The 13,748-nt window shown below is 40.1% G+C and carries 13 protein-coding genes; 4 read left to right on the top strand and 9 right to left on the bottom strand.

Annotation, left to right across the window (positions count from 1 at the left end; all coding sequences use genetic code 11):
- Positions 1 to 5: 5 nt before the first annotated feature.
- From SLH46_RS06780 to SLH46_RS06760, 5 genes are all read right to left on the bottom strand, one after another.
- Positions 6 to 704 (bottom strand): fluoroquinolone export ABC transporter permease subunit, encoded by a 699-nt coding sequence (locus tag SLH46_RS06780; protein ID WP_320280410.1) that lies wholly within the window; start codon positions 702 to 704, stop codon positions 6 to 8.
- Positions 697 to 1,551: an ABC transporter ATP-binding protein gene (locus SLH46_RS06775; RefSeq protein ID WP_320280409.1), complete on the bottom strand. Its 855-nt coding sequence runs from the start codon at positions 1,549 to 1,551 to the stop codon at positions 697 to 699. Before SLH46_RS06775 ends, SLH46_RS06780 begins: the two co-directional genes overlap by 8 nt.
- A 4-nt stretch (positions 1,552 to 1,555) precedes the next feature.
- Positions 1,556 to 2,215, bottom strand: a complete 660-nt coding sequence (locus tag SLH46_RS06770; RefSeq protein ID WP_320280408.1) for a TetR/AcrR family transcriptional regulator — start codon at positions 2,213 to 2,215, stop codon at positions 1,556 to 1,558.
- Between the two features lie 228 nt (positions 2,216 to 2,443).
- Positions 2,444 to 3,157 carry a LytR/AlgR family response regulator transcription factor gene (locus SLH46_RS06765; RefSeq protein WP_320280407.1) on the bottom strand — a complete coding sequence of 238 codons (714 nt, stop codon included), beginning with the start codon at positions 3,155 to 3,157 and terminating at the stop codon, positions 2,444 to 2,446.
- A complete protein-coding gene (locus SLH46_RS06760) occupies positions 3,150 to 4,235 on the bottom strand; it encodes a sensor histidine kinase (RefSeq protein WP_320280406.1) in 1,086 nt (361 codons plus the stop codon). The genes SLH46_RS06765 and SLH46_RS06760 overlap by 8 nt, the downstream gene beginning before the upstream one ends.
- 220 nt (positions 4,236 to 4,455) lie before the next feature.
- Here SLH46_RS06760 and SLH46_RS06755 point away from each other — a divergent pair, with 220 nt between their 5' ends.
- The 3 genes from SLH46_RS06755 (at position 4,456) to SLH46_RS06745 (ending at position 8,183) form a co-directional block, all read left to right on the top strand.
- Positions 4,456 to 6,843 carry an ABC transporter permease gene (locus SLH46_RS06755; protein WP_320280405.1) on the top strand — a complete coding sequence of 796 codons (2,388 nt, stop codon included), beginning with the start codon at positions 4,456 to 4,458 and terminating at the stop codon, positions 6,841 to 6,843.
- A gap of 93 nt (positions 6,844 to 6,936) precedes the next feature.
- Positions 6,937 to 7,314, top strand: coding sequence for a MotA/TolQ/ExbB proton channel family protein (locus tag SLH46_RS06750; RefSeq protein WP_320280404.1), 378 nt, complete (start codon positions 6,937 to 6,939; stop codon positions 7,312 to 7,314).
- A gap of 116 nt (positions 7,315 to 7,430) precedes the next feature.
- On the top strand, positions 7,431 to 8,183 hold the full coding sequence (locus SLH46_RS06745; protein ID WP_320280403.1) for a DUF5995 family protein: 753 nt from the start codon (positions 7,431 to 7,433) through the stop codon (positions 8,181 to 8,183).
- Between the two features lie 174 nt (positions 8,184 to 8,357).
- Here the strand turns inward: SLH46_RS06745 and ftcD are convergent, their stop codons facing one another.
- Both ftcD and hutI read right to left on the bottom strand, forming a co-directional pair.
- A complete protein-coding gene (ftcD, locus tag SLH46_RS06740) occupies positions 8,358 to 10,055 on the bottom strand; it encodes a glutamate formimidoyltransferase (RefSeq protein WP_320280402.1) in 1,698 nt (565 codons plus the stop codon).
- A gap of 370 nt (positions 10,056 to 10,425) precedes the next feature.
- Positions 10,426 to 11,679: an imidazolonepropionase gene (gene hutI, locus SLH46_RS06735; protein ID WP_320280401.1), complete on the bottom strand. Its 1,254-nt coding sequence runs from the start codon at positions 11,677 to 11,679 to the stop codon at positions 10,426 to 10,428.
- A gap of 191 nt (positions 11,680 to 11,870) precedes the next feature.
- Here hutI and SLH46_RS06730 point away from each other — a divergent pair, with 191 nt between their 5' ends.
- Positions 11,871 to 12,626, top strand: a complete 756-nt coding sequence (locus SLH46_RS06730; protein ID WP_320280400.1) for a nuclear transport factor 2 family protein — start codon at positions 11,871 to 11,873, stop codon at positions 12,624 to 12,626.
- A gap of 76 nt (positions 12,627 to 12,702) precedes the next feature.
- Here SLH46_RS06730 and SLH46_RS06725 read toward each other — a convergent pair whose 3' ends face one another.
- Both SLH46_RS06725 and SLH46_RS06720 read right to left on the bottom strand, forming a co-directional pair.
- Positions 12,703 to 13,188, bottom strand: coding sequence for a nuclear transport factor 2 family protein (locus SLH46_RS06725; protein WP_320280399.1), 486 nt, complete (start codon positions 13,186 to 13,188; stop codon positions 12,703 to 12,705).
- A gap of 51 nt (positions 13,189 to 13,239) precedes the next feature.
- Entirely contained in the window at positions 13,240 to 13,575 is a 336-nt protein-coding gene (locus SLH46_RS06720) for a DUF6616 family protein (RefSeq protein ID WP_320280398.1), read from the bottom strand.
- Positions 13,576 to 13,748: the final 173 nt, after the last annotated feature.

Raw genomic sequence — 13,748 nt, 5'->3', positions numbered from 1 at the left:
GTGGTTTATTGGTGAACTACTTTATTTGAAAATCGGCGAAATGCCAGCCAGTAGAAAAGCGGAATAAACACAACTATTGAAACAATGGCATAAATAAAATTTACATCCGTTCCGCTAATTGCGTAATCGATAAGATCGAGACTTCCCTGAATGGGGAAAAGATATTTCACCGCTCCCATTTCAAAAACACCGAGGTATTGCAGCAAAGGCAGATTTACAAATGCCAGAAAAACAGGAATGGAAGTCATGGCAAATTTTAAAAACTCGTTGGAGAATGTTAGCATGTACAAGCCCAGCAAAGCCGAAAGAATACAAATAGAAAACGAGCCAATGGCATATAAAAGAATATTAAAGTCAAATCCTTTAACAGAAAATGCCAGCCCCAACGAACACACCATTCCAATTAACGAAACAGAAAGAACTTTCGACAAAAACAGATGATGCAGATTAAAAGGTGTTACAAAAATAGCCTGCAGTATCTGGTGTTTCATTTCGATATAAATCGCCAGGGCTATAAAAAAGTAACCAATTACCGATGGATCGTTTAAAACCAGCGCAACCAGCAATTTATCCAGACTGCCAATATCGCGTAGGAAATACAGCAGCAGGCCGTACGTTAGTGTTACAGCAAAACTAATCGTAATTATACTGTTCTTTTGCAGCAATACAAACTGCCATTTTAATTGTGAACCAAAACTATTCATCTGCCAACGATTTTCCGGTTACACGAATAAAAACCTCTTCCAAAGTAGCTTCCAGCGTATGAATGCGCTTAACCTCATCCTGTTTTATGAATGACAAAAATTGAGGATTTGCACCAAGATCTTTTAACGGAAACTCTTCCGATTTACCGTTTTTTAGTTCCACTTTAACAGCTTCTTTACCGTAACTGCTTTTCAGGTTGCGTGGCGTATCGGTCAGCACCAGTTTGCCATCCACGATAAATGATACGCGGTCGCAAATGCCATCGGCAGTTTCCATGCTGTGCGTAGTAACAAAAATGGTTTTTCCCTGTTTCTTCAAGTCAAGAATATGCTGTTTTATTTTGTGTGCATTTACCGGATCGAGGCCTGTGGTTGGTTCATCGAAAAACAAAATATCAGGATTGTGCTGAATGGCGCGAATAAAATTCAGACGCATTTTCATTCCCTTCGAATAGGTCTCAACCGGTTTATCCATCGCATCCTGCAAGTCAACCATTTCAAATAGTTCGGTACTACTTTGTTTTTTACCGTTTGGATAGAAAGCAGCAAACAGTTCCAGGTTTTCTTTCCCGGTTAATTTCAGGTAATGATTTGGTAACTCAAAGCCAACGCCGATTCGCTCGAAATACGAATTATTCCATTCCGAAAGATTTTTTCCATCGATATTCACCTGACCTTTATAACCTTCCAGAATTTTATACAACACTTTTTGCGCAGTACTTTTCCCAGCCCCCGACGGTCCAAGAAATCCAAATATCTCCCCTTTCGCAATGGAAAAATCAAGGCCCTTTAATGTTGGACCATCGTTTCCGGGGTATTGAAACACCAAATTTTCAACCTGTATCATTCGTTTAGTTTTTGTTAAAAGCCGGTTTGGCCAGTTTTATGTAATCAGCAACTACCTGCATTAATTCGTCTTTTTTACCAAAATAAACAGGGAGTCCCTTCTGAATACTTTCCTTCGGATTAATAATACCGCTAATTTCCAGCTGTTCCTGGATACTGCTCCCCAGTTTATACAAAAAGAATCCAAGTGTTTTTACCGGAACATCTGATCGAAACAAGCCATTTTCTACTTCATATTCCGCCAACTTCTCAAATCCCGTAATTACCTGCGAAAGCAACTCGTTGTAGAAATGTTTTATGGAAGGCGAATTGAGGTTTTGTGTAAGGTTATGCAAAAAATGACTGTTTAGCGGATTCTCCTGGTCAAATTGAAATCCGTATTCGTACAAATCAGAAAAATAAGCCCAAAAGTCGGGGTAATTTTCTCTTTTTAACACCGCGGTATATTTCGATTTTACAGCCACCGATTCATTCACCAAATACATAAACAAATCGAGCTTATCTTCGAAATACTGGTAAACACTTCCTTTGGCAATTCCCAGCTGTTTAACCACCATCGAAATGGAAGCTTCGTCGTAAGTCTTTATGGCGAACTCCCTCAGAAAAGCTTCTCTTATCTGCTTTTGCTTTTCTTCCTTTAGTTTTATGAATGTTTCTTTTGGCATATTTATGACTACCCGGTCACAAATATAAAAATAAAAATGACTACCCGGTCACACTTTCGAAATATGATAGGATGTTCTACAACAACTCTCTCTGATTTAAGGCACTAATAACAGACCCTGAAACGAGTTCAGGGTGACGACTAAATAAAGTCAGGAAATACTTTTAACGTCATGCTGTCCGTCAGTTGACGGATTCAGCATCTGTTGTATTTTACTTAAGGAATGAATTTAAGATTGAAGTTTTTTCAGCACCGCGTCTTTATAACTGCGACTTACAGGAATTTGCTTTTTGCCAATTTCAATGATTTCGGCAGTAAACGAATCAATCGCATTTACAGCCACAAGAAACGAGCGGTGCACACGCAAAAAATCCTGTTGTGGCAATTTCGCTTCGATACTGGAAATGGTTTCGCGGGTAACAATAGTTTTATCAACCAAATGGATTTTTATGTAATCGGCCAGACTTTCGATGTACAGAATTTCCGGAAAATTAATTTTTATCATTTTCCGGTCGGAGCGCACAAAGATCGACTCGCTTTTTTCGGGCTGAATTCGTGCCGGTTCTTCAAAATCCACCTGCTGGTTTTCGCTTAGATACTTGTTGATACTTTGCATCAGCCGACCAAACGAGATGGGTTTAAGCAAATAATCCACGGCCTGTAAATCGAAACCATCAACCGCATACTCGCGATACGCTGTTGTGAAAATTACTTTCACGGCATTGTTTATCGATTTGGCAAACGACAAACCCGAGATCTCCGGCATATTTATATCGAGAAAAACAAGATCAACCGGTTGGCTGCTAATAACATTAAAAGCTTCTACCGCATTTTTGCACAAGGCAAGAATATTAACCGTTTCGATCTTCTGAAGATGACTCTCCAGAATTTCGCGCGCCATGGGCTCGTCATCAACAATTATGCAGCGTATCTTTTTAGTCATCTTTCAGGTTTGAATGTTCGGTTTTTGCCAGGTCGCAAATAACCAGTTTTGTTGTGTACCACTTTTTGTTTATCTCCTGAGTCAATTCATAATTATTCGGGTAATTCAAATCTAGTCTTTTTCGAATGTTTAAAAGCCCCAGCCCACCATTCTTATGTTGGTTATCCTCATCAATAAACGAATTCCCGATTTCAAATTCGAGGCAGTTATTTTCAACACGCACCTCTATTTTAATACTCAAAAAACCATTAACTAAATTACCATGTTTAAATGCATTTTCTACAAACGGGATCAGCAACATCGGAGCCACCTGAATTTCTTCGTTCACCTCCGACGCCTTAAATTCCACTTTCAGCGTATCCTGAAATCGTACTTTTTCCAACTCGATGTACTCCTGAATATGTAGCACCTCTTCCTTTAAACTAACCAGCGGTTTATTTACCTGGTATAAAATATAATCGAGCAGATTCGATAGTTTCAGAATGATATCGGGCGTTTGTTTCGACTGTTTCAACGCAAAACCATAAATTGTATTTAGTGTATTAAACAGAAAATGCGGATGAATCTGACGTTTTAAATAATGTAATTCCTGGTCCTTCAACTGAAGTTGGGTTTCCAAAATTTTGTTCTGCAACTCTTTGTTCGCTGTAGCGGTTTTAAAACTCTGATTCAGGATGCTTACAAAACTGATTACACCAACAACAATAATTACCAGCAGCAAAACGAAGAAGAAATTCTTGCTCATTGGCGGCATCTCGTTCAGGTTAAATTTTAGCACCAAAATCAGGCAGGTATAAATAAGCAACGAGATGATGTAGGAAATATAAACGAAGGTATAAAAACTGTATAAGGCAAATTTCCAGTATTGTTTTGCCATCAGATACCGCGGAATAAGGCGGTAGTTTACGAAATAGGTAACGCCAATGGTCAATGGCAATAAACCGCTCGAGAACCAAAGCGCATAATCCAATTGGTCAGAATTATAGCTAAAGAAATAAAAAAAGAAAAACCAAACTGCCACCCAAAACAGGGCATGGAAAAGGATCGTCCGAAATGGTATTCTTTTTAGTTGAATCATAAAAAACAATATTACTCAAAATTGGTGTAATCGCGGTATTTTATCGACGGAATACGGCATTAGCGAATCGTATGACGAAAATAATGCCTTATTCCCATAACAAGCCATTTTCTGCATAATAACCGGCAAAACCTTTCATCTGTCGCAATTAATTAAATCGAACATAATTCATTTATAAATTTGGTTCAATACTTTAATTAAAAAGACCGAACAAAAAACAATGAATAAAATTATTCTTAAACTGGCACTTAAAAACCTGTTTGGCAAAGACAGAACCTCGCTATTGAGTATTTTGGGTTTGGCCATTGCACTGGTATCCACTTTTTACATCTATTCCTATGTTTCCTTTGAATTAAGCTACGATAACCAGCACAAAAAGGCTAAACGGATCTATCGTATCAGCGCAGATATTGTTGCTGCCGAAAACACAGCCACTCACGCAATTCTGGGGCCACTAATGGGGCCCGGACTTAAGGAGTTTTTCCCTGCGGTGGAAACATTCACACGACTGATTCCCATTCGCCAGCAAACAGCACTCGAATACAATCATCAACAATACCTGGTTGAAGAAGCCTATTCAGCCGACGCAGATGTTTTTAATATTTTCACGCTTGATTTTATTTACGGCGACCAGCATAATATTTTCCAAAACCCCAACGAACTGGTTATTAATGAAAGTCTATCCCAAAAGATTTTCGGTAACACAAATCCGGTAGGCGAATCACTTTTAAGGGACGGGAAACCGTTAACAATTGTCGGAGTTGTAAAGGATTCTCCCGAAAATGCCCACCACAAATTAAATGTTTTGTTTTCGCTTGTCGACAGATGGAGCAACCTGGAAGGAATTTCACCCGTTCAGGTTTCGGAAGGCTACTGGATGCCATCTACTTTTCTGTTTATCCTTTTAAAACCCAAAACAAGCATTGAATCGATAACCGGCAACTTTGATTCGTTTTACGATAAATACATGGCAGATTTTGGCAAGGCCATCAACGCAAAATTCAAACCGATCGCGGTTCAGTTAAGAGGCTTACACTTTTCGCGCTACATGGATTACGACTATGCGAAAGGGAACAAAACCTACACTTATTTACTGATTATGATTGGCGTGTTTATCCTCTCTGTTGCCGTATTAAATTATGCCAATCTGCTGTTCACACAAAACATTGCACAATCGAAAAAATTAGGAATCAACAAAATACTGGGCGCCTCTCACCTTATTCTTTTCAAGCAATTTATAGCGAATTCTTTCTTTTTCATTTTTAGTTCGATGCTGCTCGCGTATTTAATTTATTTTCTGAGCTTGTATGCCTTAGTCTCACTTACAAATATCAACAGCGCAATTTTCAGCACACTAACGGTTTTTAAACTTTCCGCCATTCTTTTAACCGTTCTGGTGATAATTGCATCGTCAATTTCATTTTTAAATCAGTTCAGAAAAGAAGGCATAAAAATGCTCAAACCTTCGTCGCTAAAACTATTTGGATCTGCGAATTACCGGTTTGGAATTTCCTCAACCGTCATACAATATACCCTGTCGACAATCCTAATTATTTCGATGATAATCATTACACGACAAATCAATTTCCTGCTTAAAAGCGACATGGGTTTCAATAAGGATAATGTCCTGATAGTAGACTTAAACAACCTGTCGGGAACCGGATACAGCATCAATCCGTTTTTAAACGAACTTCGAAACAATCCCAATGTTGTGAATGCGGCTTCATCGACGAATGTTCCGGGAGATGTAATGGGAACCAGCCATTTCCAGATACAACGAGATGGAGAAATGGTAACGAAGATCGTTAAAACGATGGGCATCGATTACAACTACATTCCAACGCTTAATTTGGAACTGAAAGAAGGACGAAATTTTGCTGAAACATTTAGCGACAGCAGCTTTCACTCGGTTATTATAAACGAAGCTTTTATCGATTTTTGCGGATTTTCCGGTGATATGATCGGACAAAAAGTGGCAGGCACCGAGGTTGTTGGCGTATTGAAAAATGCCCGGTTTAATTCCCTGCACAATCCAACTGATCCCATGGTGCTTTACCTCGGAAAGGAACGAATGAAATACCTGAATATCAAACTGAGTAGCAGCAACCTAACAACAACAGTTCAGTCGATAAAAAAAACGTGGAATGAACTTTATCCCGAGGTTGTTTTCGATACTCAATTCCTCGACAACCGAATCGAGAAGCTTTACAACAAAGACCAGCAAATAAATAAGCTCATTGAATTATTCACATTAGTCAGCCTTTTACTTTCAGTTATGGGAATGGTAAACCTATCGACGATACTGACCAAAAGCCGGACAAAAGAAATCGGTATCCGAAAAGCCAACGGAGCCAATACATTTGAAATTTTAAGGATCCTAAATTCAAAGTTTGTAAGGTGGGTGTCGTTTGCCTATCTGCTTTCCGTTCCAATTTCTTACCTGCTCATGCAAAAATGGCTTCAAAGCTTTGCTAACAAAATTTATATGAGCTGGTGGATTTTCGGACTGGCGGGAATTATTGTATTTGGTATTGCCTTGCTAACCGTAAACTGGAACAGTTGGAAGGCTGCAAATAAAAATCCTGTTGAGGCACTCAGGTATGAGTGACGAAATCCCAAACGAAGCATCGGGATCGAGGCACTTCGATACGAATAAGAGAATAATCTATTAGAATCAAAATAAATACTAAATTTAAAAATTATGAATGCAATTATTGAAAAACTTAACGATGGCGGTCCCGCTTTTACCTACATCATTGTACTATCATTTTTGGTAATAATAGGGCTCTTTGTGCGTGGACTTTTAATGAAAGGAGAAAAGTACAAAACCATTGAATTGATGAAGCAAATTAGTTGGTTTGCCGTTGCATGGGGATTTTTAGGCCGCGTTTTCGGGCTGATTATGATCTTCGATAAAGTACAGGCAATGGGCGATGTAGCGCCAAGTGTTTTTGCCGACGGACTAAAAATTGCACTGGTTGCTCCTTTATGCGGAATTCTTGTGTTTGCATTAACACGATTAGGAATTGTGGTTCTTATCAGCCTGCAAAAGAATTTCCAGCCACAAGTAAACGATTAACAAAATTGTAATTCCTTTGCATTATGCGCTAAGCGGATTAATCCGCTTAGCGCATAAACTCAACACTTGTCGCATTTTGTTGTTGCTTAATTAAACACCAACAAATTAAGCACGAAATGAGACCAATCCTAAGCATTGACGACGTAATCCAAATCCTGGATTCAATTATTGAGGAATCGTTGAATACCGGCGATACGCTGGGCTATTTTGCCGTACTCTACCAAAAAGTAACGCTTAAGGTAAAAGAAGAAATTCAGAACAATTATTTTGATGACGGCCCGCGAATGGAGAAGCTGGATGTTGTTTTTGCCAAACGTTACATCGATGCTTACTTTGCGTGGAAGAACAACAAACCTGTAACCCAATCGTGGGAGATCGCTTTTACGGAAGCTTCAAACAATAACCTGCTGGTAGTTCAACATCTTTTACTCGGAATGAACGCACACATTAATCTTGATCTTGGAATTGCGGCGGCGGAAACTTCCGGCAGCGATAATATCGATAAGCTGGAAGATGATTTTAAACGTATAAATGATATTCTTGCATCGATGGTAGACGAAGTACAGCGGGGCCTTTCTTCCATCTGGCCGTTTCTAAGGAAACTGCTTTCGTGGATTGGTCAGGTTGATAATTTTCTGGTTGATTTTAGTATGAAAATCGCACGGGATGGTGCATGGCGATTTGCACAAAATATTGATGCAGAAGAAAGATCAGATTGGCCTGAAACGATTAAAGTCAGAGACCATAAAGTAGCTGATAAAACACGACTTATTAATGATCCGGGAAAAGTTATTCGCTTTGTATTCCAACTAATTCGATGGAGCGAACGAGGAACTGTAGTCGATAAAATTCAAAAATTAAGGCGATGAAACTTTACTTTCACCGCCTTAGTATTTCATAATCTTATGCGCTTAGCGGTTTGGAACCGCTTAGCGCGTAAAGCCTCTACAATTATGTCATTTCGAACGCAGAGAGAAATCTGTAACCATCCGTAAATAAGAAACAGATTTCTCCTCGCAAACTCGTCGAAATGACAACAACTTTTATCCTTCAATTTTTCTATTGACAACCTCCAGAATAGCTGCCTCTTTTTCTTTTGCAGCCTTTAATAAGCTCTCAGCTTTTCCCAAAGCTTTTTCCAGAAATTCAGCATCCGCAAAACCGGCCGCATTAATTTTCACATTCAGATAGGCACCATGAACAGCCGTGCGGGCACACAATGCTCCCACCCCGGCATCGGAAACAGAATTCGGATTACCAACTTCGGTCATCGCCTGCATCACTTCCAACGAATCGTGGGCGAGTTGCATCACTTTTAACGGTACTTCAATGGCATTTTTTGTAGCATCGTGAATGGCTTGTTTGCGCTCAGCTATTTCCTGTTCGCTCGATTTTGGCAAACCAAAAGCTGCCATAATCTGATTAAACGCATCGGTATCTTCATCCACACAATTTAATAAAGCCGTGTGGTAATATTTGCCTTTTTCTGCCCAACCGGAGAACTCTTCCCAGCGATCATCCCAACCACGTTTATGTGCCGAGAGGTTGGCAACCATAGCACCTAAAGCGCCACCCAAAGCACCAACGTAAGCAGAAATAGAACCACCACCCGGAGCCGGTGATTCAGAAGCAGTTTCATCTTTAAATTGCGTCAAAGTCATATCAACCAGCTTTTTCGCTGATTTATCTTCGATCACATATTCAATAATTTTCTTTTTCGGATCAAAAGGACTTAGTTCATCCAATCCGAGCGATTTGATGGCAATTTTTATAATCTCCTCATCTGAAATACCGGTAGAACGCTCTTGTTTGCGCAGGAAATATTTTCCGGCATCCAACATCGCCTGCAGCGGAATTAATCCCACCAACTCTGAACCTGTTACTCGAATACCACGTTCGGTAGCTTTTTTACAGGTCTCATCAAAAGCCACATGCACCGGCGTTACTGTAATATCAGTCAGGTTAATGGAGATTTGAGCCACACCATACTCTTCAATATACCAACCAATGGCGCGGGTCTTTTTCAGACTTCCGGGAATACGAACCGGCTCACCGTTTTCGTCGTTTACAATTTTTCCGGTAACCGGATTTCCCTCGCGCTTCACACGTCCGGCTTCGCGAATATCGAAAGCAATAGCATTGGCCCGGCGGGTTGAGGTTGTATTTAGATTGATATTGTAAGCTACTAAAAAGTTACGAGCCCCAATGGCTGTTGCACCACTTCCGGCCACTCTTGCGCTCCATACATTCGGCCCGAAATCGGGTTTCCATTTATCAGTTGTAATGCGCTCTTTTAAAGCTTCGTACTCACCAGAACGGCAATTCGCCAAACTTCGGCGCTCTTCTTTAAAAGCTGCAAACTCGTAGCTAAACACCGGAATTCCCAATTCTTCGCCAACACGCTGACCAAGTTTTCGGGCATATTCAATGGCTTCTTCCATGCTAACATTGGCAACGGGCACCAAGGGACAAACATCGGTGGCACCAAATCGCGGGTGTTCGCCATGGTGCTGACTCATATCAATCAGCTCGGCTGCACGTTTTATTCCACGAAATGCCGCTTCAATCACATCATCCGGTGTACCTACAAAAGTAACTACAGTTCGGTTGGTAGCTTTGCCCGGATCGACATCCAGTAAGCTGATATCGGCCACACTTTCAATGGCATCGGTAATTTCCTTAATTATACTCATATCGCGCCCTTCAGAAAAATTCGGAACGCATTCAATAATTTTCTTCATTTCGTTTTAGTTTATTGCTGTCATTTCGAACGCAGAGAGAATTGAAAATCAGCGGAGCTAAATCTCTTCGTCTTGTAACAGATTTCTCCTCGCTTACTCGTCGAAATGACAATTTTGCGAATGTATAAATTGCAATAGATTTACCTTATGATTTTTTGCAGTGATTAGTTATACTTTTTCTGATTCATTAAACTATTGATAAAATCAACCTGTTTTACCCTGACCATAAAGGGAACCAGATTGATTTTTTGGACTTCTCCCTTCAGGGTTGGGGTAAAAATCCAAAAAATCAGATTAAAACCTTATCTATTAAAGTAGATTAAAAACAGTCAGGCTGGGCGGAGTCCCTGTCCTCCACAGTCAAGGAAGCCTAAAAATTTTGAATCTCACCATTAAGAATCACCGTTTCCACCAGGTTTGAACCGTATGAATACGGCAGGTATTCAATTCCCGGAATTTCGGTAGTGATAAACAGGTTGGCAATTTTTCCCCGCGCAATACTACCGTGACTTTCACTAATTCCCATGGCGTATGCTGTATTTATGGTAGTTGCATTGATCACCTCTTCGGGTAACATTTTAAAGTTGATGCAGCCCATTGCCGAAATCAAACTCATGTTCCCGCTTGGCGAAGATCCCGGGTTAAAATCGGATGCCAACGCCACCGGCAAACCTGCTTCGATCATTTCGCGCACCGGTGATAATTTCATATTAAGGAAGAAAGCAGCCCCCGGCAAAACCGTTGGCATAGTTTCCGAATCTTTTAATGCTGCAATTTCGTCTTCACCCACATATTCCAGATGATCGACCGAAAGTGCATTGTATTTCACTCCGGCCTGAATACCACCAGTTAATCCCAGTTCGTTGGCATGAATTTTTGGACGCAAACCATGTTTTAGTCCGGCCATTAAAATGCGCTCGGTATCTTCCACAGTGAAAAAACCACGGTCGCAGAATACATCAATAAAATCGGCCAGCTCTTCAGCAGCCACCTGCGGAATCATTTCGTTAATAACAACATCGACATACTCCGCCTGATTGTTTTTATATTGCATAGGAACGGCGTGTGCTCCAAGGAAATTGGCACGTACACAAAGCGGTGAAGTCCGTTTGATGCGCTGAATAACACGCAACATTTTTAATTCGTCTTCGGTGGTCAGTCCGTAACCGCTTTTTATTTCCACGGCACCGGTTCCCATTTTTACGATCTCGGCAACACGCTCCATAGCACTTTCGTAAAGCTCGTCTTCCGAAGTTTCGTGCAGCAATTTGGCTGAGTTCAATATTCCTCCTCCCCTGCGCGCAATCTCCTCGTACGACATGCCTTTTATTCGATCGACAAATTCCTTCTCCCGAGGCGCCGCATAAACCAGGTGTGTGTGCGAATCGCAAAAACTTGGGTAAACCAATCGGTTGGAGCAGTCGATCTCAATCAACAAATCATCATCGATATATTTGTCTTTTAGCTGATCCATTGGTCCAAACTCCTCAATCACTTCATCGCGGATAATCAGAAAAGCATTTTTTATGGTATTCACTTTTGCCATTTCTTTTCCGGCTCTGAACAAGACGGGCTGGTCTTCCACCTGAACCAACTCTTTTATATTCTGGAGTAATAGTTTCATCTGTTTTGCTGTAAATCTGTTTGTTTTAAAAAGGTACAAAAATGCACGCATAAATCAACCTTTTACAGGCCGTTTTTGAAATGATGAAAATCAGCAAAGCCAAATTAAGCTGGAAAAAAGCGATGAGAGCTGATACCGGTTAACCTTTATTGCATAATCACGTATGAGTTGGAAACTATAATCACAATATTATGAAAAACCTATTTCTTCTGACTGGTTTATTAGCAATGCTAATGGCCTGCCAAACTGTTGACCCTGCACAAGAAAAAGCCGCTGTTGAAACCACGATCAACGATTTCTACTCTGCCATGGAAAACTTTAATTACGATGCCGTACGTGCACTGTGTACCACCGATTTTAGCCTTTACGAAACCGGTTTCGATCACCAGGATATGGATGGTTTTATTGAATCGGTAAAATCGATGGAAGGTGCTACTTTTAATGTTGATATTGACATAAAAAAGACCGAAGTATCAGGCGATATGGCTTTTATGGTGGTTACATTTTATGCCGATATTGCTATGGGAGATGCAAAAATGAGCATTGAAGCTTACGAAAATTATATATTTAAAAAAGTAGATGGCAAATGGCTGCTGCATTACGTCCACAGCACCCACTTACCCGATAAAAACGATAATCATTTAGCCAGTCTTCATCTGTTAAAAGTACCTGAAGGAAAATCAATTGAAGCGATGCAAAATGCATTGGATAAATTTAACCAGGCCATTGCAGAAATGGGATACTGGGATTGTGGCTACACCATAATGCAGGTGGTTCCGGGCAGTAACGATGATTACAACTACTTCATAAAAGGAAACTGGAAAAATCAGAAAACCTACGATACCATACACGATAGTGATGGCTGGAAAAGTATTTCCGATAATTTCCCGGAAGAAGCTTCGAAACTCATGGAAAATCAGATCTATTTAAAAGTTGCTGATTTGTAAAAGGATTCTTCAAGACGCAAAAACATCCATAATTCAGGTGAGTTATGGATGTTTTGTTTTAACGAACAAGCTGAACTTATTCCGGAAATTTCGTTGATTCATGTCCTTGTATAAGTCTCCATTTGCCGTCCTCTTTGAGGAAGGTTCCGGTAAAAGCATTTATACCTTCAGCAACTTCATCGTTTTCAAACACCAGATTAAACTGGAATTTACCAGATAATAAAGCAACATTTTTATCTAATGGACGGACATCACGTGCCAACCATTTAACATCCATACTTCGTGCATAATCGTAATAACTATGGAGGGTGGAATGAATAGAATCGCGATTAGGAAAAAACTCACCAAATTCTGCAAACTTTAGATCAGGTGAAGTTGACCAAAACTGAATAGCGCGATCCGGATCCATGGCATTATTGTCATCGATCCATTTTGAGGAAACAGCCATTACTTCTGCAATAATGTTTTCTCTTTCGGATTGAGTAAGAGCTTTTTCAGTTGTGCTTGTACATGCTGCAAGCATAAACAAACCTGCGGTTAAAAGGATTGAAATAGTTTTCATTTGATTAGTGATTAAGTTATTTATTTAGTGATGTGAGTTATAGCGTAGTATCTACATTGAAATTAACTTACCGATTATTTCATCGGGTGTAGTCAGTTCTCCTGAAACATTTTCCTGGTGGAAGTAGTTGTACCAGCCGGCTTCCATAACAACTGCCTCAAATTCTTTCTTTATATCGATTGTTGGAAATTTCCATACGGCATAAAAATCGAAATTGGCCCGGTGCGTTGTTGCAACATCGTTCACTCCCCAGCCAACAATTTCTACTCCCTTTTCAAGCAAGGATTGCATGTGTGGCCCGATTTGTTCAAGGTAGCTGCCACGCTCTTCCTGCGACAGTTGTTTCCAGGAGTCCCTTGCACTCCATAATTCAATAAAACATTCCATGATTGTTGGTTTTTTTGATTAATAAATGTGTGCCGGACAAAAAAGCCCATGGCTGACTGCCCTGCTAAACAACTATATAAGTTACAAAATAAACAACTGCAAAACAAGGTATTACACATCATGGAATTACTTCACGCAGCCAAATAGTAATTAGTATTAAACCTGCTCAGATT

The sequence above is a fragment of the Draconibacterium sp. IB214405 genome (assembly GCF_033963885.1).
Lineage (GTDB): Bacteria > Bacteroidota > Bacteroidia > Bacteroidales > Prolixibacteraceae > Draconibacterium.
Note: the sequence above shows the minus strand (reverse complement) of the source record. Positions and strands in the feature narration are given on the sequence as shown.